This is a genomic window from Nocardia sp. NPDC056952 (assembly GCF_042674185.1).
Lineage (GTDB): Bacteria > Actinomycetota > Actinomycetes > Mycobacteriales > Mycobacteriaceae > Nocardia.
In genome coordinates this window covers 201,158-225,034 of sequence record NZ_JBHURA010000001.1, presented here as the reverse complement: position 1 = coordinate 225,034, position 23,877 = coordinate 201,158, and the positions used below count along the sequence as shown (strand labels likewise).

The window sequence follows — 23,877 nt, the reverse complement described above, 5'->3', positions numbered from 1 at the left end:
CGAATGTTCAAGAATGGCTACGACCGAAGACAACGCGCCCGCCGCGGACTACACCGATCGCGTGATCGCGGTGGAGCCCGGCGGCAACGAAACCATCCCCGAGTCCGCCCGGCACGGCAGTCCGCGCGGGCTGCTGTGGACGTGGACCTCGCCCAACCTCGAGTTCGCCACGATCTTCATCGGGGTGCTGTCGGTGACCGTCTTCGGCATGAGTTTCTGGCAGGCGGCGCTCGGGCTGGCGGTCGGTATCGGTCTCGGTGCCGCGGCGCACTACGTGTTGTCCGCGCGTGGTCCGGTGTACGGCGTGCCGCAGATGGTGCTGGGCCGCACGGCTTTCGGGTATCGCGGAAATGCGCTGCCCGCCACGTTCATGGCGATCATGTGCGGTGTCGGCTGGTTCGCCACCAACAGCGTGTCGGGTGCGTTCGCGTTGAACACGCTGACCGGTCTGCCGAAGGTTCCGTCGCTGGTGCTGATCGTGGCGTTGCAAACCGGTTTCGCGGTCTTCGGGCACAACCTGGTGCACGCCTTCGAGCGGTTCGTCTTCCCGTTGCTGGCGGTGGTTTTCGTGCTGGTGACCGTCGTGATCGTCAGCAAGGCCGAGCTGACCGGCGCCGCGCCCGAGGGCGGTGTGGGTGGGATCGCCGGATTCCTGCTCACCGTCGGCACCGCCTTCGGCTACGCGGGCGGCTGGAACCCGTACGCGGCGGACTATTCCCGCTACCTGCCGACCGCGGTGTCGAAGGTCGCGACCGGCGGATATGCGGCGACCGGGCTGTTCGTCTCCTGCCTGTGGCTGTCGGCGCTCGGTGCCGCGTCGGCGACCATCGTGAGCGCGGCGACCGGGAGCCCCACGGACGTGTTCACCGCGAATCTGCCCGGCGCGCTGGCGAATCTGACGCTGCTGGCCATCACCCTCGGCGCGATCGCGGCGAACGCGCTCAATGTGTACTCGGGTGCGATGGCGTTCGTGACGATCGGGGTGAAGCTGCCGGTGCGCACCCAGCGGGCGCTCGTCTCGGCGGTGTTCGGCGTGGTCGGCTTCCTGGTGGCGTGGTGGGCGCTGCCCGACGCGGCGGCCGGCTATGAGGCGTTCTTGTTGATCGTGGCCTACTGGATCGGGCCGTGGCTCGGTGTCGTGTTCGCCGACCAGTACCTGCGGCGCGGCACCGACATCCGCCCACTGCTCTACGACCGCGCCTACACCAACTGGGGTGGAGTCGTGGCCTTCGCGACCGGTCTGGTGGTGTCGGTGCTGCTGTTCTCCAACCAGGCGAAGTTCACCGGATACCTGGTGCGCGAGTTCCCGAGCCTGGGCGACATCACCGTTTTCGTCGGATTCGCGCTGGCGGGTGGGTTGTACCTGTTCCTCACCCGGGGACGCGTCAGTTCGAGACCCGGTGCGCGCTGAGCGCCAGCAGCACGGTGGGGGTGAGTTCCGGTGCGGCGGGGTCGAAGCCGAGGAGCGCCTTGATCCGGTCCAGACGTTGGTAGAGCGATTGCCTGCCGATGTGGAGGGCGGCCGCGCATCGGGTGGCGCTGCCACCGTGACGCAGGAACGCTTCGAGCGTGTGAGTGAGAGCGCTGTGATGGGCTGTGTCCCACGCGATCAGCGGGGCCAGGGTCGTCTCGACGAGGCGAGCGCGGTCGGCGGCGGGCAGCGTGTCGACGAGTAGATCACCGGCCAGTGCGCGCCGGGTGGTGACGGGGCCGTTCTGCCCGGCGCGGTCGCGGCGCTGACGGACGGCCAGTCGCAGTGCCGGTCCCGTCGCGACGAGTGCGGCGGACAGACTCGCCGCCGTCGACTCGGCCGGGTCCCCGACCACCAGGGTGACGCCGTCGATGCTGTTGGTGGCACACGCTTTTCGCATCAGGTCCGCGATCTCGGCGACGGGATCGGTCGCCCCGGGGTCGGGCGCGAGCACCCCGTACACCGTCGCGTGCACCTCACCGATCACCCCGGGGCGCCCGAGTTCCTTGACCGCACTGTCGAGCAGCCTGGCGGCGATCCGCGTGTCCGGCGCGTCGACCGCCACCGGGACCAGACGTAGCCCGGCCGTCGCACCGGCACCGGCCGCGGCCAGCCGCGCACGGAGATCGGCGGGGCGGATCTGCTTGTCCGCCAGCAGATCCGCAAGCAACCGGGTGGCCACCCGGCGCGGTCGGCCGGTGGGGTCGGCGGACCGCGCGAGCGCCGGTCCCAGCACGGCGGCGGCACGGTCGAGGACTTCGCCCAGCGTCGTCGGATCCAGCGGTGAACCGGGACCGGCGGTGAGGGTGCCCCAGAAACTTTCGCGCACCGTGATCTTCGCGGTAGCTCCGGCGGATTCCACGGCGGCCCAGGCCGATCGATCATCGTCCACACCGTGCGCCGCGACCAACGCCCCACTACCCGCGGTGAGCACCACCGGGCACCCGGTCACCGCGCCGACCTTCGACAGCAACCGCGCCGGGCCGTGGCCTGCACCGAGCTCGACGAGCAGCTCGCGGGTCAACCCGTCGACCACCCGCAGCATCCCCACCTCACGCGAGACGATCACCGTATTGGCCGCCCGGCACAGATCGATGAACGGCACCACGCGGCGCAGGGCGATCAGCGGCAGCCCGGCCCGCGAGGCCTCCGCCACCATGTCCGGCGGGACGGTGTCGAACGTGCGGCCCAGCTCGACCGCCACCCCGGCCACCTCGCGATCGGCGATCTCACGCAGGTAGTGACGCCGGGTTCCGGCATCGACGCCGGCCAACCCCAGCCCCGTCGTCAGCAGCAGCTCACCGCCCGAGAGCAGGGGGCTGATCTCGAAGATCTCGCTCGAGTGCACCCACCGCACGGCCCGGTCCAGCGACGAGCGCCCCGACAGCACCAGCGGGTCGGCCGCCAGGAACTGGTCGGCGAGCAGTTGTCGGACGGTGGGCAACATGCGGTCATCCTGTCATCGATCGACCGCACGGGTATGGACGAAATGTACGTTGCCGACCGGGTCGGCAGGCAGGACAGTGGAGTCCATGACCCAGCCGGACGCACTCCTGGACGTGGCCTACGACGAAGCCCTGCGCGGGCTGGCCGAAGGGGGTGTCCCCATCGGTGCGGCCCTGTTCGACGCGGACGGCACCCTGCTAGGGCGCGGTCACAACCGCCGCGTACAGAACGACGATCCGAGCGTGCACGCCGAAACCGACGCCTTCCGCGCCGCGGGCCGCCGCCGCGACTACGGGCCGACGATCATGGTCACCACGCTGTCCCCGTGCTGGTACTGCAGCGGCCTGGTCCGCCAGTTCGGGATCGGCACCGTGATCATCGGCGAGGCTCGGACCTTCCACGGCGGCCACGACTGGCTGGCCGAACACGGGGTGAAGGTGATCGTGCTCGACGATCCGCGCTGCGTGTCGCTGATGACCGACTTCATCGCCGAGCGCCCCGACCTGTGGTTCGAGGACATCGGCGTCGCGCCGACGAAGGAGACACCCGCATGAGCAGCATCGCCTCGGTCGATCTGGCCCGCTGGCGCACCGGCGGCGAGGCGGCGCGCACCGTGGAACGCGAGGTCGACGAAGGGCTGCGCCGGGCCGGCTTCCTCCTCGTGCACGGCCACGGCATCGACCCCGCGTTGCCCGCCGCGGTCCGGGCCGCCGCACGCCGGTTCTTCGCCCTGCCGGAAGACGTGAAGCAGCGGTACGCGGTGGCCGTGGGCGGTCGTGGCTGGATCGGTCCCGGCCGCGAGGCCAACGGCTATGCCGAGGGCACCGAAACCCCGCCGGACCTGAAGGAGACCTTCGCCGTGGGCGCCGACACGGCGACGGGTGATCCGGCGATCGACCAGATGTGGTTCCTGCCGAATGTGTGGCCCGCCGAGGTCGTGGAGCTGCGCGCGCTGCTGACCGAGTACACCGCCGCCGTGCGCACGCTGTCCGACGAACTGCTCGCCCTGTTCGCCGCGGCCCTCGCACTGCCGGTCAACCCGTTCGCCGACCTGGCCGCACGGCCGACCTGGACCTGCAATATCAACCACTATCCGCCGATGACCGACGTCGGCGAGCCGGAGCCCGGCCAGTTCCGCATCGGCCCGCATACCGACTTCGGCACGGTGACGGTGCTCGACCGAGAACCCGGTGCGGGCGGGTTGCAGGTGTACACCGAGGCCGACGGGTGGGCCGACGCTCCCTACGATCCGGCCGCGCTGACGGTGAACATCGGTGACCTGCTGGCCTATTGGAGCGGCGAGCGCTGGCCGTCGGGTCGGCATCGGGTACTGCCACCCCAGCCCGATGCACCCGAGGAGGACCTGGTCTCGCTCATCTACTTCTACGAACTCGACCACGACGCGGTGGTGACTCCGCTGGCACCGCCGATCGGCAGGGTGGCGCAGGGACCGCCGGTGGTGTCAGCCGATTTCCTCCGTATCCGGCTGGATGCCATCACTATCGGATAACGCACCGGGCGTCAGGTCATTCGAAGTACGGCTGGTTCTGCACCCAGCGGAAGTCTGTGCCGCGCAACGGGAACCGCTCGAGGTCGAGGCGGTCGAGAGTGACCGTGGCGGGCCGACCGTCCAGTTCGCCACGCAACGTCAGCGTGTCGGCCGAGGGGTGCTCGACGGTGAAGGTGGCGTAGGGCACCGGGGTTCCGTCCGCGCCGGTGGGCGCGGCGACGAGCGTCATCGTGGCGGCCGCCAGGTCGGTCGTGGCCGACACCGGCACCACCGAATCGTCCATCCGCTGGTATCCCGCCGAGCCCACGTCGATCACGAGGCGTTGCCAGCGCACCGGATCGGTGGCCACCGGCGGGATCGGGGTCGCTTCGACGCTGAACTCGCGGACCTCCCAGATGCCGTACAGCTCGGGTTTCGGTGCACCGCCGCCGTATTCGCGCCAGCTCTGCATTCCCGCGTCGATCATGCCCGCCGTGATCCACAGTCCGACCACGACCTGCGCCACCGCCGCCCATCGGTTCGCCCGCGACGAGGAGAACAGCGGTGGCTGCACAGCCGGGCCCGAATCACGCTCCAGCACGAGGAAATTCGCCAGCCTGCGCGCCTGCGGGGCGAGCAGCACCAGCCCCATCAGCAGCAGGTGCCCCGCCAGCATCTTCACCGGCACGTCGAAAGTCAGATTGAGCAGGAACACCTGCGCCATGCTGATCACCGCCAGCATCGCGCCCAGCGTGGCGGTGCGCGGCCAGAACAGCAGCAGACCGGCGAGCACTTCGGCTGTCCCCAAAGCGATCTCGTAGGCGGGAGATGAGCCGACCTGAGTCCAGAGCATCGCCATCGGCGTCAGATCACCGACCCGGGTCAGCAGGGTGACCAGCGCGGGCTCTGGCATCTGCGTCGGGATGAGCTTGGCGAACCCGTAGAACAGCATCTGTCCGCCCACACACAGCCGCAGCGCGGTGAGAAACCAGCTCAGCAGTCGTGGATACGCGGGCCTGCGCCGGTCCAGCACCGACCACACCAGGGTGATCAGCACCGCGACCACCAGCAGCAGGCCGCACTGGATCCAGATCGCGGCCTGGTCGCCGCTGCCGTTCATCGCCAGCTCGGCCTCCACCCCGAACACGTGCTCACCGATCCAGCTACTCACCGGATCGAGGGCCATGATCTGCCAGAGCATGGCCTCCTCGGGCAACCGCAGCGCGAGCACGCCCAGGAAGACGAAGGTGATCTGAGCCATCCACACACAGAAAAGTCCCAGGTAGGCCACACTGAACCGGAAGGCGAGCCGGGTGATCGGATGCCACGTCGGTGGCGGTGACGGCGGGCTCGCGATATCGTCGCGCGCACGCTCCGTGGTCCCTGTGGTCACCCACGCCTCCTCATCGAGTTCGGTTGTTACCGAAGCTAATCGGAGGATACGGTGGAGCGCGTCGGGGAAAACCCCGATCTTTTGGCTGTCAACCCTGAGTCTCACTCAGCGATGCCGCTCTTACATTCCGGTCGGCTGTCCGGTACTCAGAAGTGACACACGTTACAGTTTTGCCGACAGGGGTACCCCGTAGATGTCCGAAGATCAGGATCCGGCCGCTCAGATGTCGCTCACCGTCAGCGAGCGTGATCTGGACGAGCTCGCCGGGAAGCTGGCGAGCTGGCTGACCGACAGGGTCGGCGCCGACGTGACGGTCAGCAATCTGAACAAACCGTCCAGCGGCGGCATGTCGAGCACCACCATCCTGTTCGACGCCGAATGGGCGGCGGACGGGGGCGCCGAACAGGGGTCCTTCGTCATCCGGATGGCGCCGGAGGACAGCTCGTTCCCGGTGTTCGAGTCCTACGACCTGGCGATGCAGTACCAGGTGATGGCCGGCGTCGCCGCGGCCTCCGAGATCGCCGTGCCGACGCTGCGCTGGCTCGAACTCGACGATTCGGTGTTCGGCTCCCCCTTCATCGTGATGGAGCGGGTCGAGGGCAGGGCGCCGTCGGACAATCCGCCGTACGTGTTCTTCGGCTGGCTGTTCGACGCGACGGCCGCCGAGCGCGAGCTGGTCGCGGACGCGACGGTCGAGGTGATCGCCCAGGTGCACGCCATCGACAAGGTGGCCGAGCGCTTCCCGCTGCTCGATGGTGCGGGCACCGCGCTGCGCAGGCATTTCGAGGCCCAGCGTGCCTGGTACAAGTGGGCGCTGACCGACCACGGTGTCGAAGTACCGCTCATCGAGCGGACGTTCGATTGGCTGGAGGCCCACTGGCCCGCCGATCCCGGCCCCGAGGTGCTGAACTGGGGCGACGCCCGCCCGGGCAACATCCTGTTCGAGGGATTCACCCCGGCGGCCGTTCTGGACTGGGAGATGGCGACGTTCGCGCCGCGTGAGCTCGACCTGGGCTGGACCATCTTCATCCACCGGTTCTTCCAGGACATCGCCACCCGCTTCGACCAGCCCGGTCTCGCGGACTTCCTGCGTCGCGACGCGGTGGTGGCGAAATACGAAGAGCTGACCGGACATTCGGTCCGGAATCTGGACTTCTACATCGTCTACGCCGCGCTGCGGCACGCGATCGTGATGGCCAGGATCAAGTGCCGGATGATCCATTTCGGCGAGGACACCGTGCCCGCCGAACTCGACGACTACGTGATGCACCGTCTCACCCTCGAGGCGTTGCTCGACGGCACCTACGAATGGGACTGACTGTGCGCGCGATCATGCCCGTCCCCCTGGACGAATACCCGGTCCATCAGACCCCGCTGTCGCTGGCCAGGGTGGCCACCAGCGACCGGAACTTCTACGACCGCTATTACTTCAACGCCTTCGACCCGGCCGGCGACGCGATGCTGATCACCGGGTTCGGCGTGTACCCGAATCTCGGTGTGGTCGACGCGTTCGCGACGGTGCGCCACGGTGACGCCCAGCGCAGCGTGCGCTTCTCCGACGCGCTCACCTCCCGCGATCTGACCACCGCCGTCGGCGGCTACCGGATCGAGGTCATCGAGCCGCTCCAGAGGTTGCGATTGGTCTGCGAGCACGACGATCTCGGTTTCGATCTGACCTGGACCGGTGCGCAGCCCGCCGTGCAGGAGCAGCCGCACCTGATCCTGTCCGGCACCAAGCCGATCATCGAGGCCTCGCGCTTCGCCCAATCGGGTTCGTGGGAGGGCACTCTCGCGGTCGACGGCATCGACTACACGGTCGACCCGGCGGTGTGGACCGGCAGCCGCGACCGGTCCTGGGGCATCCGGCCCTCCGGTGAGCCCGAACCCGCGGGCAGGCCGACCGGCGTGGACGGTTTCTGGTGGCTGTACGCGCCGCTGCGGTTCCAGGATTTCTCGATCGTGGTGATCGTGCAGGAGGAGCCCGACGGCACCCGCACCCTCAACAACGCGGTGCGGATCTGGAACGACGGCCGCAAGGAACAACTGGGCTGGCCGCGCATGCACTGGACCTACGAGTCCGGCACCCGGCACCCGAAGTCGGTGCGTCTGGACATGACCACCCCCGACGGGAAGCCGCTCGAGGTCGAGATCGAGTCACGCCCGGGAATCGCCTTGCACGTCGGCTGCGGTTACGGCGCCGACCCCGACTGGACCCACGGCCGCTGGATGGGCGAGAACTGGTCGCTGTCGAGCGCCTACGACCTCACCGACCCCGCGATCAAGGGTCGTACCCCCTACGGCGTGATCGACCACATCGGCTACGCCCGCTGCGGTGATCTCGAAGGCTGGGGCCTGTTCGAACACGCCTCCATGGGCCGCCACGACCCCACAGGTTTCGCCGATTGGTCCTCCGTCGCCCCTTGACGGAGCTTTCGCGCGAGAAGAAAAGGCGCCGCCGCGACAACGAGGTCGCGGCGGCTCCGATTTCTTGTGGGGTCGTGTTCTTATGCGGCCGTGGCGAAGTCGGCCAGGAGTGACGGCACGGCGGCGTCGAAGCCCGCGACGTCGAGCATGCCCGCGTCGCCTGGATCGGCGATGCTGAAGTTCGTCGCCGTCATGCCGACCACCACGAGCTTGGCCCGCGGGTTCACCTCGCGGCGGTAGCGGGCCAGCGCCTGGTGCGGGTGCACCGAACCCGCCCATGTCTCGTTGTCGGTGTAGATCGAGAACACATCGACTTCGATGCCCTTGTCCAGCGCGTGCAGGATGGGCAGCGAGCAGTCGGTGCCGCCGAACGGCAAACCCGATACCGCCCGCACCGCGTCGTCGAGACGCTGCCTCGGCGAGATCGACAGCGGGGACAGGCCGCGCGCCCCCTGCCACCCCTGACCGCTGGAGGTGAAGCCGACGATCTCGTGCCGCGGCTCGGTGCGTGCGGTGACCAGGGCGAGCGCGGCCGAGGCCTCGCGCGCCGAGATCGGCAGTCCCCCGATCGCACTGGTCATCGAGCCCGAGACGTCCAGCGCCAGCAGGTGACGCAGGCCGGTCGGCCGCACGGACTCGAAGGCCGCGTAGAACGCGGTGTCGAGGGCGTCGACGACCGGAGCCGACGGCGTCCAGGTGCCGGCGCCACGCGCCGACCGCCCGGAAGCGTAGGTGCGCAACGCGATCAGCACCGACACCGGGTGCACCCGAGCCTTGCGCAGCCTCGCCGGGTCGGCGAGCTGCGCGCAGATCGCTGCGGTGCGCGGTCCGGGTGGATCGAGCAGGCCGAGACGGGTCAGGCGCGGCAGCTGTCGCAGCAGCGCCGTCTGCGGAATGCCGTTGTCCAGCAACGCTTCCCACACCGGCGCGGTGTTCAGTGCGGCGTCGGGCAGCATCTCCCAGCTGAGCCGGTACTCACGCACCAACTCCGGCACCCGCGCCACCGGTGCGTCCTGTGCTCGCTGGAATCCGTCGAGCAGTGCCAAACCGTCGAGTTCCGGTGCGCGACCACAGATCCAGTCGAACAGCCTGCGCCGATCGTCGTCGGTGGTTGCGGGATGCGACAGTCGCAGCAGGTCGCGGTTCGACCAGCCCTCCCGCTGCCGGTACTTGACCACCTGGAACGCCAGGTCGTCGATCGGCTTGTCCAGGTACCAGTTCGCGACGGCGCGCCGCAGACCACGACCCCAGCCACGGAACTGCTCGGCGTAGCCGGCGAACAGGAACAGGTGCGTACCGGTGCGCGCGACGAGCGGCAGCGCGGCGAAGGCGGCCCGGCGGCCGTCGACGTCACCGAGCGACGCGGCGGCGGCCAGCGCGAACAGGGCCGGGTTCTGACGCGGCGCGCGCCCGGAGGCGGAGATCTCGACGATCTCGCGAACCAGATCGGCGGTGTGCTCGGCGGCGTATTCGACGATGAATTCAGCGTTGTCCGCTGTCAAAGCCTTCGCGTTGACATAGAAAGTTCCGGATTCCGTGCCGAGCGTGAGGAAGCGACGCACCCGCGCCTGCGGGGTGATCTCGAAAACGTAGCCGTCCGCATTGTTCACGACCTGCCGGTGATGGGCGGGCACAGTCTGCGGCGTGGCGCGACGAGAAAAGCGCGACAAGATATTCATTGTTCCCCCTCCGATACGTGTACCGGCGTTGATGTTTCGGACCCGGGACCCGACCGGGGCATGTGGTGACGTGGTGAGCGGACGGACGTGTGGTGACGGCCGAAAGACGGAAATCGCTTTCCGCCGCGGGATTCGAACCCGCTGGACCCTGAGGTCGTACCAGATAACCGACCGAATCCGGCCCGTCCTGCTCGTTCACGATGGACAGTTGCTCGGCGGACGTGTGTGTCCCGACCGGTATAGGTGCTCTACCAGCTGAGCTACCACCACCTTGCGGTGGCGGGCAGGATTCGAACCTGCGACATCCCCAATCCGAGTGGTAACCGATCAGATCCGGTCCGCCTCGCAACTGCTGACACGAATTTACTGCGCACCAACGATCTTGCCCAGCGAATTAATCTCCGGGCATGGACGATCGCTGCGAAGTCGACGCGGCGGCGACCACGATTCCGTCGACAATTGTTCTGTCGCAGATGAGTTCGCCACTGCCCGCGAGCAATGCCGCGGCTTCCGCGACGCTGGGGGTGCCGACCGTCGCCGAGGCGTGGCCCGAACGGTGCCGTACGTCGACTTCGGCCAGCTGTTCGGCGGTGAATGCCACCACGGACACACCGAGGGTCGCCGCGGCGGTCAGGACACCGGGTTCGGTCGCACGCCGATCGAGGGTCGCCAAGCAGCTGATGGTGGTATCGCCGACTACCGCCCGCATCGCGCGAACGATCCGCCCCGCATCGGTGCCCGGCCGTATGCCGATGCCGACGGCCAGCGCCGGACCCGATGGCGTACCACCGGTCGCCGGTTGCTGCTCACCGTCGGAAGTCGTCATCGTCGCCGTGTGCCGCTGCGCGCCATCAGTGGTCGAATCGTCTTGCGGCGGTGACGAATCGGGCGATCGCATCGGGATTCCCCGCCGGATGGGTGTGCAGGTAGGAGGCGTGGACCTGACGGACCACAGCGCCTTCGGCGACGGAACCCGTCGCGCGCCAACCCCAGGCGGGGTTCTCCGCGCCGGTGCGGACCAGACGGGTGCGGTGGAACTCGTGGCCTCGCACCCGCGACCCCGCTCGCCACAGCGCCGAGTCGTGCAGCGCGACGGCATCGCGGTAGCCGAGGGTCAGGCGCGGACCGAATTCGGCGTCGGCGTCGATGACGCCTGCCATCCGATGGCCGTCGAGGGAGCGTGTGAGGTAGAGCAGGCCCGCGCACTCGGCGTGGATCGGCAGGCCCCGCGCGGCACCGTCGGCCACTGCGGTGCGCAGGCGCTCGTTGGCCGACAGCTGACCGGCGTGCTCCTCCGGAAAGCCACCGGGAAGGACCAATCCCGCTGTGCCGACCGGGAGTACATCGGACAGCGGATCGAACACCTCCACCCGGGCACCGGCGGCGACCAGTAGTTCCCGATGCTCGGCATAGCCGAACGTGAAGGCCGGACCGCCCGCCATCGCGATCAACGGATCTCTGCCCGAGACGACGCCGGACCCCGCGGCCGAGGACGCGGATTCCGAGGTGGGATCGACCGAGGTCGGCTGCCGGCGGACCATCGCCGCGTCCGTTCCGTCGCCATCGGAAATTGTTCCGCCCGTGCCGTGTTCAGCAGCTGAGATCAACTCGACGTGTGGATCCCACGCGGCGCCCAGCACCGACCCGCCTGCCAGGGCCACGATCGCACGCAGGTCCACGTGTGCCGCGACGAGTTCGGTCATGGCGTCGACAGCGGCGGTAGCGGCGGAGCCGTGTTCGACGGCGGGGATGAGGCCGAGATGGCGGGAGGGGACTTCCAGTTCGGCCATGCGGGGCAGCGCGCCGAGAACGGGCAGGCCGACGCGGTCGCAGGCCGCGCGCAGAACCTGTTCGTGGCGCTCGCTGCCGACGCGATTGAGGATCACACCGCCGAGGCGGACCGAGGAGTCGTAGGTGGCGAAACCGTGCAGGAGCGCCGCGAGACTCTGGGAATGACCGCGGGCGTCGACCACCAGGACCACCGGCGCCCCGAGCAGCCCGGCCACCTGCGCGGTGGAACCCTCGGCGATCGCGTCGCTGCGGTTTTCGTCGATCCGGCCGTCGAACAGGCCCATCACGCCTTCGACGACGGCGATGTCGCAGCCCTGCGCGCCGTGCCGATACAGCGGCACCACCCGATCCTCGCCCACCAGAACGGGATCCAGATTGCGCCCCGGCCGTCCCGCGGCAAGTCCGTGATAGCCGGGGTCGATGTAATCGGGCCCCACCTTGAACGGCGCCACCCGCTGACCGGCACGCCGCAACGCACCGATCAGCCCGGTGGCCAGCGTGGTCTTTCCACTACCCGACGCCGGGGCGGCGATCACCACCGCGGGTGCGCTCATCACAGACCGCCCCCGGTCCGGGCGGTCGGCACCGTCACCATTCGATACCGCGCTGTCCCTTTCGGCCCGCGTCCATGGGGTGCTTGACTTTGGTCATCTCGGTGACGAGATCGGCGGCCTCGATCAGGGCCGGGGGCGCGTCACGGCCGGTAATGACGACGTGCTGGTTGCCGGGGCGGTGGGTGAGGGTGTCGACGACCTCGTCGATGTCGACCCAGCCCCATTTGAGCGGGTAGGTGAACTCGTCGAGGACGTAGAAGCGGTGCTGTTCGGCGGCGAGGCGGCGGGCGATCTCCTGCCAGCCGGACAGGGCGGCGGCCGCGTGGTCTTCCTCGGTGCCGTGCTTGCGGGTCCAGGACCAGCCTTCGCCCATCTTGTGCCACTCGACCGCGCCACCCGCGCCGGTCTCCTCGTGCAGGGTGCCGAGGGTCCGGAAGGCGGCTTCCTCGCCGACCTTCCACTTCGCGCTCTTCACGAACTGGAAGACCGCCACGTCGAAGCCCTGGTTCCAGGCCCGCAACGCCATCCCGAACGCCGCGGTGGACTTGCCCTTGCCCGGCCCGGTGTGCACGGCGAGCACCGGCTGATTGCGCCGCTGCCGGGTGGTCAGACCGTCCTCGGGGACGGTCTCCGGAACACCTTTGGGCACGGAAACTCCTCTTCTCGACGCACGCGAGGTGCGCGTTCTGCACGACCTCGCGGCCGATATCTGTCGCACGCCGGCGCGCTCGAATGTCGAAGCCCGCCCCGCGACCCGTACCTCTCGGGCCGGCCGCGCGTGCCGGTTCGTCACCCTTTCTATCAGGGGGCGCCCGGCGCGCTCACAGGGCTCGACCCCTACGCCGGACGGGCTGCAATCTTTATGCCGCTCGAGCGGGCAGACCTGTGGCCCGGACCACGTCGGCGACTGTCTCGCCGGTGAGTTCGGTCAAGCGCAGGTAGCGGGCGCGCAGGTCGCGAGCGAGTTCGGCGGCGAGGCCGAGACGGATCATGCCGCGCTCGCAGTCGATGACCATGGCGGTGTGCCCTTGCGCGGCCAGCAACCTGGCGGCGGTGCGCGCTCGTGGCAACGGGTCGGTGCCGCCGGTAGCACGGCCGTCGGTGAGTAGGACCAGCATCGGGCGGCGGCGGGGGTCGCGGACGTGTTCGCGGGCGATCACCTCGCGAGCCTTCTGCAAGCCCGCGGCGAGTGGCGTTTTGCCGCCGGTGCGCATCCCGGCCAGGCGGCGGACCGCGATGTCGACCGAGGAGGTGGGCGGCAGAACGAGTTCGGCCGCACTGCCGCGAACGCTGATCACGGCCACCTTGTCGCGGCGCTGATAGGCATCGCGCAGCAGCGTGACAATCGCGCCGGTCACGGCCGTGAGCCGGTCGCGCGCGGCCATCGAGCCGGACGCGTCGACCACGAAAACGACCAGATTGCCTTCTCGGCCTTCGCGATACGCCCCGCGCAGGTCTTCGGTCTCCAGGGCGAGTGGACCGCTGATCCTGCCACGCTCGAATTGCTTCGGCGCGGCCGCGAAGACTGTGCCGAGCAGGTGCAGGCCGGTCGACGGGTCGGCGTCGGGGCGGACCGTGCGGCCGGTCCTGGTCCGGGCGCGCGAACGGCGACCGGGGGCGCCTTCGCCGATACCGGGGACCTCCCATCGCGGGGCGGGCTTGCCCGCCGAAGTCGGTGTGCCCGACAGTTTTTCGGGACCGGGTCGCGAACCGTTGCCCGCGTTGTCCTGGTTGGAGCTGTCCGAGCGGTCGCCACCGGAACCGCCGCCGCCCGGTCCGCCATCGTCAGGTCCTCGATCGTCCGGGCCGCCGCCATCGGGGCCCCCGTCATCATCGGGACCATCGTCGGGACCCAGGCCGTCCGGACCGCTTTCGCGACCGCTGCCCCGCGACCGCTCGTCCGCGCGGCCACCGGGGTCGACATCATCCGGGCGCGCGGAGTCACCGCCCTCGGCGTCGAGCTCGTCCCGGTGGCCGTTCCCCTCGTCACCCGGTGCGCGCGAACCGTCGAATTCCTCATCCCCCGAAGCCTTGTCGACCTCAGCGGCCGCGGCATCCATCGCTTCGTCGAGCTGCTGCTCGCTGATCCCCGGCTCGTCGAACGGATCCCGTCGACGACGGTGCGGCAGCGCGAGTTCCGCCGCGATCCGCACGTCGTCCTCGGTGACCCGATCCCGTCCACGCCACGCGGCATGCGCGGTCGCGGTCCGGGCGACGACGAGGTCGGCGCGCATCCCGTCGACATCGAACGACGCGCACAGCGCCGCGATCCGGCGCAGCTCCGCATTGTCCAGCGCGACCTCGGGCAACCGGTCGCGTGCGGTCAGAATGCGTTCGGCCACCACCTGATCGGCGTCGACGTAGCGGGCGGCGAACGCGGCCGGGTCGGCCTCGTAGTCGAGACGACGGCGCACCACCGCCATCCGGACATCGACCTCGCGCGAGGCCGCCACGTCGACAGTGAGCCCGAACCGGTCGAGCAGCTGCGGGCGCAACTCGCCTTCCTCGGGGTTCATCGTGCCGACCAGCACGAACCGCGCCGGATGCGAGTGCGAGACACCGTCGCGCTCGACGTGCACGCGCCCCATCGCCGCCGCGTCGAGCAGCACGTCCACCAGGTGGTCGTGCAGCAGGTTCACTTCGTCCACGTAGAGCACGCCGTGGTGGGCCGCGGCCAGCAGCCCGGGACGGAACGCCTGTTCCCCGTCGCGCAGTACCCGCTCGAGATCGAGCGAGCCGACAACGCGGTCCTCGGTGGCGCCGACCGGCAACTCCACCAGCCGAGCGGGCCGCGCTCCGGTCTCGTCGACCACGGGCGGCAGCAACTGCGCGAGCGCGCGCACCACGGTCGACTTCGCCGTGCCCTTCTCGCCACGCACCAGCACCCCGCCGATCCCGGGATGCACGGCCGACAAGATCAACGCCAGCTGCAGCCGCTCCTGCCCCACCACAGCGGAGAACGGGAACCCCGCCTCACCCGCCGCACGTGCGGCGGTGTGCGGACCAGCGGCGACATCAGCAAAACCAGGCACGCCCCAACTCTATGCGCGGCCCGATCCCGGCAGCCCCCCGGGCATCGACAGGCCGGCAACCGAAGTCTGACGCCACCGTCGAGCTGCTCGAACCCGCGCCCGTCACGTCGGCGAAGCCCGAGGCTTCCCGGTGTACCGCGTCAGCCGCGCCGCATCGGCACGTGCATGATCCCGTCGTCGTCGTACTCGGGTCCGTCGACGGCGAAACCGAACTTCGCGTACATGCCGACCAGGTGCGACTGGGCATCCAATCGAACAGTGGCCGAACCGGTTTCGGCCAGCGCCGCCTGCATCAGCTGGGTGGTGTACCCGTGTTTGCGAGCGGACTGCGCGACGCAGACCCGGCCGATGCGATAGCTGGTGACCCCGTCGGCGGACTCGTCGAGCAGGCGCAACGTGGCGAGCACGGAACCGTCGTCGAGCCACAGGTGCCGCGTCGTCGCCAGCAGGTCGCGCCCGTCCAGCTCGGGATAGGCGCATTCCTGCTCGACGACGAACACCTCGACGCGCAGGCACAACAGCCGGTAGAGGGTGGCGGCGTCCAGATCCGCCGCCCACGCCCGTCTCAGTTCGACGCTCACACCTGCGCGTAGCTGGGGACCTGCTCGTTCGCAGGCGCGGTGGCGGCGTCCAGCTTCAGCGACTTGCTGGTCCAGTCCCACACTTCCTGGAACAGGGCCTGGTTCTCCGACAGCTTCTGGCCGAGGGAGGGGATCATCTGCTGCAGCTGCGGCGTCCAGCCGGTGTACTGCTCCGGGAAGCACCGCTGCATCACGTCGAGCATGGCGGTGACGCAGGTCGACGCACCCGGCGACGCACCGAGCAGACCGGCGATGGAGCCGTCCTGCGCGGAGATGACCGCGGTGCCGAACTCGAGCACCCCACCCACACCCTTGCGGCGGATGACCTGCACACGCTGACCGGCGGTGATGAGCTCCCAGTCGCGGCCCTGCGCGCGCGGCAGGAACTCCCCGAGCACGCCCACCTTGCCGTTCTGCGACTTGAGCAGCTCTTCGACCAGGTACTTGGTCAGGCCGAGCTCGGTGAGGCCGACGCCGACGAGCGAGCCGATGTTGTTGGGCTTGATCGACTTGAACAGGTCGGCGTTGGAGCCGTCCTTGAGGAACTTGGGGGTCCAGCCGGCGTAGGGGCCGAACAGCAGGCCCTTCTGGCCGTTGATGACGCGGGTGTCGAGGTGCGGCACCGACATGGGCGGCGCGCCGACGGCGGCCTTGCCGTAGACCTTGGCCTCGTGCGCGGCGATCAGCTCCGGGTTGGTGGAGCGCAGGAACTGGCCGCTGATCGGGAAGCCGCCGAAGCCCTTGGCTTCCTTGATGCCTGCCTTCTGCAACAGCGGCAGCGCGCCACCACCGGCGCCGACGAACACGAACTTCGCGTTGATGGTGCGCGACTGGTAGGTGCGCAGGTTGCGGACGGTGACGTTCCACGACCCGTCGGACTGCTTGTCGAGGTCGCGGACCTCGGTGCCGAAGGCGATCTCGCCGCCGGAGTAGCCGATGTAGGCGAGCAGCTGCTTGGTGAGCGCGCCGAAGTCGATATCGGTGCCGCCGTCGGACCAGTTCAGCGCGATCGGGTCGCTGAAGTCACGGCCCTTGGCCATCAGGGGCAGGCGCGCGGCGAACTCGTCGGGGGTGTCGATGTACTCCATGCCGCGGAACAGCGGGTGCGGCGACAGCGCCTCGTAGCGCTTGCGCAGGTAGTCGACGTTGTCGGCGCCGTGCACGAAGCTCACATGCGGGATGGGGTTGATGAAGCCGGCGGGGTCGTCCAGCACGCCGGTGTCGACGGCGGAGGCCCAGAACTGGCGCGAGACCTGGAAGCGCTCGTTGATGTCGACGGCCTTGCTCACGTCGACCGAGCCGTCGGCGTTCTGCGGGCTGTAGTTGAGCTCACACAGCGCCGAGTGGCCGGTACCCGCGTTGTTCCACGGGTCGCTGCTCTCCGCGGCGGCGGCGTCGAGCCGCTCGAACACCGAGATCGTCCAATCCGGCTGCAGCTGCCGCAGCAGCGCGCCCAGCGTGGCACTCATGATGCCAGCGCCGATGAGAACTACATCGGTCTTTTCACTCTTCGCAGCGTTCGGCACGGGTAGATCGACTTCCTTGTCCTTCTCAGCTACCCACCGGCGGGTGAGTTCGCTTGGCGCGGGCGCTTTGGCGGTGTTCATGCGACTCGCGGTGAATCGCCGGGAGGTAGGTTACCCGTCGTTCACCTGATGCCAATTGTGCACCTCAGCTGAGCACAGTTCTGCAACGGACCTCCCGAATGTGATGAAAAGCAAGCCTGCACGTCACCATGACCGCGCGATAGATTGAGCAGTGTGACGAAAGAAACCCTCGCTGATCGAACCGACGAGCAGTGGCAACCCGATGTTCTCGGCACCGCCTATCAACAGCGGACCCTCCCGCTCGGTATCGACCCCGACGGTGAGGGCGAGGTGGTGGCCACGCTCGTGCGCTATCTGCCCGATGCCACGGCGCCGGCGATCGAGCCGACCGTGCTCTACGTGCACGGGTTCACCGACTACTTCTTCCAGGAGCACCTGGCCGAGCATTTCGCGGCGCGCGGGCACCGGTTCTACGCGCTCGACCTGCGCAAATGCGGGCGGTCGCGGCGAGAAGGACAGAGCGCGCACTACGTGAGCGACCTGGCGCTCTACGACGACGAGCTGACCGAGGCGCTGCGGATCGCGCGCGAGGAGACCGGCAACGATGTGCTGATCGTCGCGCATTCGACCGGCGGCCTGATCGTGCCGCTGTGGTTGGACCGGCTCGAGGCGGCCGGTGGCAGCGCGGCGGCGGGCGTGGCCGGGGTCGTCCTCAACAGTCCCTGGTTCGACCTGCAGGGACCGTCCTTCTACCGCACCGTCGGCACCCCCGTGATCAACGCGGTGGGCCGGTTCCGCGCCTTCGCCCAGTTGCCCGGCGGCGTCAGCACCGCCTACGGCGACAGCCTGCACACCAGCCGCTCGGGTGAGTGGGACTACAACCTGGACTGGAAGCCGCTCAGCGGTGAACCGGTGCGGCTGGGCTGGCTGCGCGCCATCCGCCAGGGACACGCGCGCCTGCACCAGGGCCTGACCATCGGCGTGCCCGCGCTGATCCTGCGCTCGCGGCTCACCAAGTTCGCCCGTGAGCACTCCCCCGCCGTCGACGTGGCCGATGCCGTGCTCGATGTGAAGCAGATCCAGCGCTGGGCGGGCTGCCTGGGCGAGCGCACCTCGATCGTCCCGATCGACGGCGCCCGCCACGACGTGTTCCTGTCCTCGGAAGCCGTGCGCGCCAACGCGTTCCAGGAAACCGACAACTGGCTCGACTGGTTGGCGACCTACCGCAAGTCCTGATCCGGACACCGCTCACCAGGCTCTGCCGCGAACTTGCGCGAACAGCGATCCGCGTCAGTGCCTGGTGAGCTCGGCCGCGTCTACCAGAGGCTGGTGCGCAGGACGATCTCGGTGGCGAATTCGTGGCCCGCCTCGGTGGCGATGTTGTCGACTTCCAGTGGGACGACACGGAATTCGCCGTAGACATAGCGGCCGGAGGCATCGGCGGTGGCGCGGGGCAGGCCCTTGGTGACCAGCATCGTGACGGGCAGTTCCAGCGGCGGACAGGTCGCGTCGGGGACTCGGCCGTCGGCGTCGGGAACCGCCGGGTGCCCGTGGTCGGCGACGACCAGGCTCATGAACCGGCCGAACCGGCCCGCGCACACCCGCCACGCCAGCTCTGCGCCCGACCCACGCCCCGCGACGTTGACGTAAGGCAGTTCGAGTTCGTCGAGAATCGCGCGCACGCCCGCCGGATCGAGTCCCTCGACAGACTCCACGACGATGGTCTGTAAGTCGGACTCGTGCAGCCGTGTGCACACCTTGTCGAACACGTCGGCAGGGTCGTCCGCATCGGGAAGCAGCAGCACATTGTGCCGCGAAGAAGGTCCGTCGACCCGCACCGTCCAGGCCTGGTCACCGACCGTGATCTGCCGAGATTTCATGCCGGGTTACGGTACACGTCCAGCCTGAACAACGCGGCCTGTTCCGGCGCGCCCTGCCGATCTCCACACCCCCGTGTACTGGGCATTCACTGCCTGCGATGCCGAAATTGCCAAACCTGTCACAACGCCGACCCCACCGCTGTGAGGAGACCGGCCGCACAGCGGGTGATCCACTGAAGCACGGGTCACGACTCCCACACGGCTCGAACGCCTCACTCCGATGTGCGCTAACCGCGCGCGACCTCGGTCGCCCACCGATAGTCGGCTTTGCCGGCAGGGGTTCGCTTGATCTCGACGACGGTACTCATCGAACGCGGTACTTTGTATCCCGCCAACGACGTTCGGCAGTGCTGCTGGACTTCGTCGAGCGTCAGTGCCGGCGCGTCCGGGTAGGTGGCGATGACAGCGGCCACCTTCTGCCCCATGCGCTCGTCGGGTACCGGGACGACGAGCGCGTCAGCGATCGACGGGTGGGCGTGCAGCACGGCCTCGACCTCTTCGGCGAACACCTTCTCGCCGCCGGTATTGATGCACTGCGAACCACGCCCGAGGAACACGATGGTGCCGTCGGCTTCGACGCGCCCCATGTCACCCAGGATCGACATCCGCGTGCCGTCGACGCGGGTGCGGAAGGTGCGGGCGGACTTGTCCTCGTCCTTGTAGTAGCCGAGCGGAACATTGCCGACGCGGGCGATGTACCCGATCTGGTCGCTGCCCGGCGCAATGTCGGCGAGCTCCTCGTCGACGAGCAGCATCGTCGATGACGACGGCATGCGCAGATTGCCCTGCTCGTCGACGGTGAAGGCGCCGTCGTTGCCGGACTCGGAGGCCCCGAAGTTGTCCCGCAGCAGCAGATCCGGCTTGACCGCCAGCATCCGTTCGCGCACTCCGACCGACCAGATCGCGCCACCGGAGGTGATCGAGAACAGTGAGCTCAGGTCGATCTGGCCCTGACGGCGTTCCAGCTCGTCGACCAGAGGTAGCCCCATGCCATCGCCGACGATGAGGATCACTTGGATCCGCTCCCGCTCGATCGCCTCGACAACGCGTTGCGAGTCGAAGTCGCGCATGAGCACCACACGGGCGCCGAGAGTGAAGAACGTGAACAGCGAATACAGGGCCGCGCCGTGCATGAGCGGCGCCGCGATCAAGAAGGACAGCTCCGGAAATTCCTTTGCGGCGGCGGCGATCTCGGCGAGGTCGGCGCGTGGGTCGGTACCGTAGGGATTTCCGCCCGAGAGCGGCTTGCGGAAGAAGTCGTCGTGGCGCCACATCACACCCTTCGGGTATCCGGTGGTGCCACCGGTGTAGAGCACGTACAGCTCGTCTCCGGTACGAGGTGCGAACTCCACTGCAGCAGAGTGTGTTTCGGACTCGGCGAAGGAAACCACGGCGACCGATCGAGCGGCCGCGGCGGTGCGCAGCTCGTCGTCGAGCGCACCGATCACGATCACCGTGCGGACCAGCGGGCACGCCGAGAGGAGCTCCGCCAGCGTTCGCTGGTGCTCCGGCAGTTCGACGATGACGGCGACCGAGTCCGAATTCGTGAAGATGTACTCGAGTTCGGCGGGCGTGTAGCGGTAGTTGACGTTGATCGGCACCGCGCGGATCTTGATCAGGCCGAGGAGGGCATGGACGTGTTCGACGCTGTTCTTGAGGAACAACGAGACATGGTCACCCTCCCCGATGCCCGCCTGCGACAGCATCGCCGCCACCTTGTTCGCCTCGCTGTCGAGCTGGGCGTAGGTGACGTTCTCACCCTCATAGGTCAGCGCGACACGGTCGGGAACGGCCGCAGCCACCGATTCGAAGACGTCCGCCAGATTGAACTGCACAATCACTCCTCGTAGACCACCGGCATCGACTACACACCGCCGTGAACACGTTCTACTTCCCGGTCGACACTGACGCAATCAGGCCTTGATGAGCTCGGCCTGGACTCCAGCAATCGGTGCCGCCAATAGTAGAACAGGTTACAAAACAGTGGTGCCGGATCGGCGGACTCGCCACAACGGCGCCGCGTGGACGGTGCGGCCGGACGGGCCGTACACCACCGCGTCCGCAGCTGCCGGCGCCAGGATCACCGGGAGGTTCGGATGACGGGGCTATCGGCCGGGGCGCCCTCGCGGATCAGGTGTTCCAGCGCCGCGAGGTCGACGTGTTGCTCGACGAGGTCGGCGAGAAGGTCGAGTTGCGCGGATCGGACGGCCGCGACCGAAGTGTCGGGGGCGACGGTGAAGCCGGTGCGCCCGGCTCTGGCGGCTACTTCGGTGAGCCAGGTGCGGCGGAACTCGTCGGATTCGAGCAGTCCGTGGACGTGGGTGCCCCAGACCGCTTCTCGCGCACTGCCTTCCGGGTTGCCCTCGACTGTCAGCCAGGAGGGGTCGCCGGTGCGGGTGACCCTGCCGTGGTGGATCTCGTAGCCGTGCAGGGGATCCGGGCCCGCGATGCCGGATACTTGCCGGGCGATCTTCGGGTTCGCGAATTCGATATCGAGATCGAATAGACCGAGGCCCTCCACCACGCAGGGCCGCGCGGTCACCGATTCGGGGGCATCGGCTCGACCCACCGCCGCTGTGTGCTCGACGCCGTCGACGATGCGGGCGCCGAGCATCTGGTAGCCGCCACAGATGCCGAGAACAGGGCGCCCAGCGGCGGCGCGGGTTCGCAGAGCATCGGCGATTCCGTTGGCGCGCAACCAGTTCAGGTCGGAGATGGTCGCCTTGCTGCCGGGGACGATCACGAGGTCGGCGGTGGCCAGCTGGTGGGGGCTGTCGGCCCAGCGGACCGAGACGCCGGGTTCGCAGGCGAGAGCCTCGATATCGGTGGAGTTGGAGATTCGCGGGAGGCGGACGGCGGCCACGGTGAGCCAGTCGGCGCCGTGCGGCGGGCCGGGGCGACCCACGGGGGCGCCGGAGATGGTGCCGAGGGAGTCTTCGGCATCGAGCCAGAGCTCTTCGGCGAAGGGAAGAACGCCGAGGGTGGGTCGGCCGGTCAGCGCGACCAGCTGGTCGAGGCCGGGTTGCAGCAGGGACACGTCACCGCGGAACTTGTTGACGAGGAAGCCCGCGATGAGCTGCTGATCTTCGGGTTCCAGCACGGCGACGGTGCCGAACAGGTGGGCGAGGACGCCGCCGCGGTCGATGTCGCCCACCACCAGGACCGGAATGTCGGCGGCGCGGGCCAAACCCATGTTCGCGAGATCGGTTGCCCTGAGGTTGATTTCGGCCGGCGAGCCCGCCCCCTCACAGATCACGACGTCGAATTCGTCACGTAACGAGGCCAATTCGGCCGCGACGACCTCGCGCAGCTCCTGCCGCCGAGTGAAATAGTCACGCGCGCCCACAGTTCCGACCGCTGTGCCTCGAACGACCAGCTGTGAGCGGCGATCGCTGCCCGGCTTCAACAGCACCGGGTTGAACCGCACGCTCGGCTCCAGCCCACAGGCTCGAGCTTGCAGCGCCTGGGCACGCCCGATCTCCCCGCCGTCGAGAGTGACGACCGAGTTGTTCGACATGTTCTGCGCCTTGAACGGCGCCACCCGCACCCCGCGCCGCGCCAGCATCCGGCAGATACCCGCCACCACGACACTCTTCCCGGCGTCGGAGGTGGTACCCGCGATCAACAGCGCGCCGCGCAGGGGCGCGCTCACGGCAGCGTGAGAATTTCCGCGCCCGTGTCGGTGACGACCCAAAGGCGCGAGCCTCGACCTGCGCCGATTCACGGCAAGGTCAGAACTTCCGCACCCGTGTCGGTGACGACCAGTGTGTGCTCGAACTGCGCGGTCCACTTGCGATCCTGGGTGACCACGGTCCAGCCGTCGTCCCAGATGTCGTAGTCGATACCGCCGAGGTTGATCATCGGCTCGATCGTGAAGGTCATGCCGGGCTCGATCACCGACTCGATGCTGGGCTGGTCGTAGTGCAGCACCACCAGGCCGCTGTGGAACGTGGGGCCGACGCCGTGGCCGGTGAAGTCGCGCACCACGCCGTAGCCGAAGCGGTTGGCGTAGGCCTCGATGACACGGCCGACCACGTTCAGGGCGCGACCAGGCTTGACCGCCTTGATGGCCCGGTTGGTGGCCTCTTCGGTGCGCTCGACGAGCAGACGCACCTCCTCGTCGACATCGCCGGCGAGGAAGGTCTTGTTGGTGTCGCCGTGCACGCCGTGGATGAAGGCGGTGACGTCGATGTTGACGATGTCACCGTCTTCGACCACCGTCGAGTCGGGGATGCCGTGGCAGATGACCTCGTTGAGCGAGGTGCAGCACGACTTGGGAAAACCCTTGTAGCCCAACGTCGACGGGTAGGCGCCGTGGTCGCACATGTACTCGTGGGCGATCCGGTCGAGCTCGTCGGTGGTGACACCGGGAACCACGGCCTTCCCCGCCTCTTCGAGCGCCCGCGCCGCGATCCTGCCCGCGATCCGCATCTTCTCGATGGTCTCGGTGGTCTGTACCCAGGGCTCGTTGCCCTCGTTCGCGGTCTTCTTCCACACGTATTCGGGCCGCTCGATGGAGCGGGGAACTTCCCGGATCGGCGACTGGGTACCGGGAACTAGTGGCTGACGGGTGCGCACGGACATGAGAGC

Annotated in this window: 19 protein-coding genes and 1 tRNA gene; 6 read left to right on the top strand and 14 right to left on the bottom strand. The window is 68.6% G+C overall.

Annotated features, from left to right (window positions below; genetic code table 11):
• The first annotated feature begins 13 nt into the window (after positions 1-13).
• Positions 14-1,411: a purine-cytosine permease family protein gene (locus ACFTS5_RS01050; protein WP_378626485.1), complete on the top strand. Its 1,398-nt coding sequence runs from the start codon at positions 14-16 to the stop codon at positions 1,409-1,411.
• Here ACFTS5_RS01050 and ACFTS5_RS01045 read toward each other — a convergent pair.
• A complete protein-coding gene (locus ACFTS5_RS01045; RefSeq protein ID WP_378626484.1) occupies positions 1,386-2,918 on the bottom strand; it encodes a PucR family transcriptional regulator in 1,533 nt (510 codons plus the stop codon). The two genes, ACFTS5_RS01050 and ACFTS5_RS01045, sit on opposite strands and share 26 nt — an antisense overlap.
• 85 nt (positions 2,919-3,003) lie before the next feature.
• Between ACFTS5_RS01045 and ACFTS5_RS01040 the strand changes: the two genes are divergently transcribed.
• Both ACFTS5_RS01040 and ACFTS5_RS01035 read left to right on the top strand, forming a co-directional pair.
• Positions 3,004-3,471: a nucleoside deaminase gene (locus tag ACFTS5_RS01040; protein ID WP_378626483.1), complete on the top strand. Its 468-nt coding sequence runs from the start codon at positions 3,004-3,006 to the stop codon at positions 3,469-3,471.
• A complete protein-coding gene (locus ACFTS5_RS01035; protein ID WP_378626482.1) occupies positions 3,468-4,427 on the top strand; it encodes an isopenicillin N synthase family dioxygenase in 960 nt (319 codons plus the stop codon). The genes ACFTS5_RS01040 and ACFTS5_RS01035 overlap by 4 nt, the downstream gene beginning before the upstream one ends.
• A 16-nt stretch (positions 4,428-4,443) precedes the next feature.
• Here ACFTS5_RS01035 and ACFTS5_RS01030 read toward each other — a convergent pair whose 3' ends face one another.
• Positions 4,444-5,799 (bottom strand): DoxX family protein, encoded by a 1,356-nt coding sequence (locus tag ACFTS5_RS01030; RefSeq protein ID WP_378626481.1) that lies wholly within the window; start codon positions 5,797-5,799, stop codon positions 4,444-4,446.
• 193 nt (positions 5,800-5,992) lie between these two features.
• Between ACFTS5_RS01030 and ACFTS5_RS01025 the strand changes: the two genes are divergently transcribed.
• Together ACFTS5_RS01025 and ACFTS5_RS01020 are read left to right on the top strand one after the other, a co-directional pair.
• The gene (locus ACFTS5_RS01025) at positions 5,993-7,117 is read left to right on the top strand and encodes a phosphotransferase family protein (protein WP_378626480.1); all 1,125 of its coding nucleotides are present in this window, start codon (positions 5,993-5,995) and stop codon (positions 7,115-7,117) included.
• Entirely contained in the window at positions 7,108-8,223 is a 1,116-nt protein-coding gene (locus tag ACFTS5_RS01020; protein WP_378626479.1) for a hypothetical protein, read from the top strand. The genes ACFTS5_RS01025 and ACFTS5_RS01020 overlap by 10 nt, the downstream gene beginning before the upstream one ends.
• Before the next feature lie 80 nt (positions 8,224-8,303).
• Here the strand turns inward: ACFTS5_RS01020 and ACFTS5_RS01015 are convergent, their stop codons facing one another.
• The 8 genes from ACFTS5_RS01015 to mqo all read right to left on the bottom strand — a co-directional run bounded on the left by ACFTS5_RS01015 (position 8,304) and on the right by mqo (position 17,467).
• On the bottom strand, positions 8,304-9,902 hold the full coding sequence (locus tag ACFTS5_RS01015; RefSeq protein WP_378626478.1) for a TROVE domain-containing protein: 1,599 nt from the start codon (positions 9,900-9,902) through the stop codon (positions 8,304-8,306).
• A gap of 277 nt (positions 9,903-10,179) precedes the next feature.
• Positions 10,180-10,245: transfer RNA gene (locus ACFTS5_RS01010), tRNA-Pro, on the bottom strand.
• Between the two features lie 51 nt (positions 10,246-10,296).
• Positions 10,297-10,728, bottom strand: coding sequence for a cobalamin biosynthesis protein (locus ACFTS5_RS01005; protein WP_378626477.1), 432 nt, complete (start codon positions 10,726-10,728; stop codon positions 10,297-10,299).
• A 25-nt stretch (positions 10,729-10,753) separates the two neighbouring features.
• The gene (locus ACFTS5_RS01000; RefSeq protein WP_378626476.1) at positions 10,754-12,247 is read right to left on the bottom strand and encodes a cobyrinate a,c-diamide synthase; all 1,494 of its coding nucleotides are present in this window, start codon (positions 12,245-12,247) and stop codon (positions 10,754-10,756) included.
• Positions 12,248-12,281: 34 nt separating this feature from the next.
• The gene (gene cobO / locus ACFTS5_RS00995; protein WP_378626475.1) at positions 12,282-12,896 is read right to left on the bottom strand and encodes a cob(I)yrinic acid a,c-diamide adenosyltransferase; all 615 of its coding nucleotides are present in this window, start codon (positions 12,894-12,896) and stop codon (positions 12,282-12,284) included.
• A 211-nt stretch (positions 12,897-13,107) separates the two neighbouring features.
• On the bottom strand, positions 13,108-15,279 hold the full coding sequence (locus tag ACFTS5_RS00990) for a magnesium chelatase subunit D family protein (RefSeq protein WP_378626474.1): 2,172 nt from the start codon (positions 15,277-15,279) through the stop codon (positions 13,108-13,110).
• A gap of 140 nt (positions 15,280-15,419) precedes the next feature.
• Positions 15,420-15,860 carry a GNAT family N-acetyltransferase gene (locus ACFTS5_RS00985; protein WP_378626472.1) on the bottom strand — a complete coding sequence of 147 codons (441 nt, stop codon included), beginning with the start codon at positions 15,858-15,860 and terminating at the stop codon, positions 15,420-15,422.
• Positions 15,857-17,467 (bottom strand): malate dehydrogenase (quinone), encoded by a 1,611-nt coding sequence (mqo, locus tag ACFTS5_RS00980; protein ID WP_378626471.1) that lies wholly within the window; start codon positions 17,465-17,467, stop codon positions 15,857-15,859. Before mqo ends, ACFTS5_RS00985 begins: the two co-directional genes overlap by 4 nt.
• A 153-nt stretch (positions 17,468-17,620) precedes the next feature.
• Between mqo and ACFTS5_RS00975 the strand changes: the two genes are divergently transcribed.
• A complete protein-coding gene (locus ACFTS5_RS00975) occupies positions 17,621-18,643 on the top strand; it encodes an alpha/beta hydrolase (RefSeq protein WP_378626469.1) in 1,023 nt (340 codons plus the stop codon).
• Between the two features lie 80 nt (positions 18,644-18,723).
• Here the strand turns inward: ACFTS5_RS00975 and ACFTS5_RS00970 are convergent, their stop codons facing one another.
• From ACFTS5_RS00970 to map, 4 genes are all read right to left on the bottom strand, one after another.
• The gene (locus ACFTS5_RS00970) at positions 18,724-19,287 is read right to left on the bottom strand and encodes an alpha/beta hydrolase (RefSeq protein WP_378626468.1); all 564 of its coding nucleotides are present in this window, start codon (positions 19,285-19,287) and stop codon (positions 18,724-18,726) included.
• 227 nt (positions 19,288-19,514) lie between these two features.
• A complete protein-coding gene (locus ACFTS5_RS00965) occupies positions 19,515-21,122 on the bottom strand; it encodes an AMP-binding protein (RefSeq protein WP_378626466.1) in 1,608 nt (535 codons plus the stop codon).
• Between the two features lie 245 nt (positions 21,123-21,367).
• Positions 21,368-22,939, bottom strand: coding sequence for a cobyric acid synthase (locus ACFTS5_RS00960; protein WP_378626464.1), 1,572 nt, complete (start codon positions 22,937-22,939; stop codon positions 21,368-21,370).
• Between the two features lie 68 nt (positions 22,940-23,007).
• Complete coding sequence (map, locus tag ACFTS5_RS00955; protein ID WP_378626462.1) at positions 23,008-23,871, bottom strand: type I methionyl aminopeptidase; 864 nt, start codon at positions 23,869-23,871, stop codon at positions 23,008-23,010.
• Positions 23,872-23,877: the final 6 nt, after the last annotated feature.

Coding starts and splice junctions, on each gene's coding strand:
- ACFTS5_RS01005 (WP_378626477.1), bottom strand. CDS start 10,728: ATGACGACTTCCGACGGTGAGCAGCAACCGGCGACCGGTGGTACGCCA.
- ACFTS5_RS01050 (WP_378626485.1), top strand. CDS start 14: ATGGCTACGACCGAAGACAACGCGCCCGCCGCGGACTACACCGATCGC.
- ACFTS5_RS01035 (WP_378626482.1), top strand. CDS start 3,468: ATGAGCAGCATCGCCTCGGTCGATCTGGCCCGCTGGCGCACCGGCGGC.
- ACFTS5_RS01015 (WP_378626478.1), bottom strand. CDS start 9,902: ATGAATATCTTGTCGCGCTTTTCTCGTCGCGCCACGCCGCAGACTGTG.
- mqo (WP_378626471.1), bottom strand. CDS start 17,467: ATGAACACCGCCAAAGCGCCCGCGCCAAGCGAACTCACCCGCCGGTGG.
- ACFTS5_RS00970 (WP_378626468.1), bottom strand. CDS start 19,287: ATGAAATCTCGGCAGATCACGGTCGGTGACCAGGCCTGGACGGTGCGG.
- map (WP_378626462.1), bottom strand. CDS start 23,871: ATGTCCGTGCGCACCCGTCAGCCACTAGTTCCCGGTACCCAGTCGCCG.
- ACFTS5_RS01045 (WP_378626484.1), bottom strand. CDS start 2,918: ATGTTGCCCACCGTCCGACAACTGCTCGCCGACCAGTTCCTGGCGGCC.
- ACFTS5_RS01020 (WP_378626479.1), top strand. CDS start 7,108: ATGGGACTGACTGTGCGCGCGATCATGCCCGTCCCCCTGGACGAATAC.
- ACFTS5_RS01040 (WP_378626483.1), top strand. CDS start 3,004: ATGACCCAGCCGGACGCACTCCTGGACGTGGCCTACGACGAAGCCCTG.
- ACFTS5_RS01000 (WP_378626476.1), bottom strand. CDS start 12,247: ATGAGCGCACCCGCGGTGGTGATCGCCGCCCCGGCGTCGGGTAGTGGA.
- ACFTS5_RS01025 (WP_378626480.1), top strand. CDS start 5,993: ATGTCCGAAGATCAGGATCCGGCCGCTCAGATGTCGCTCACCGTCAGC.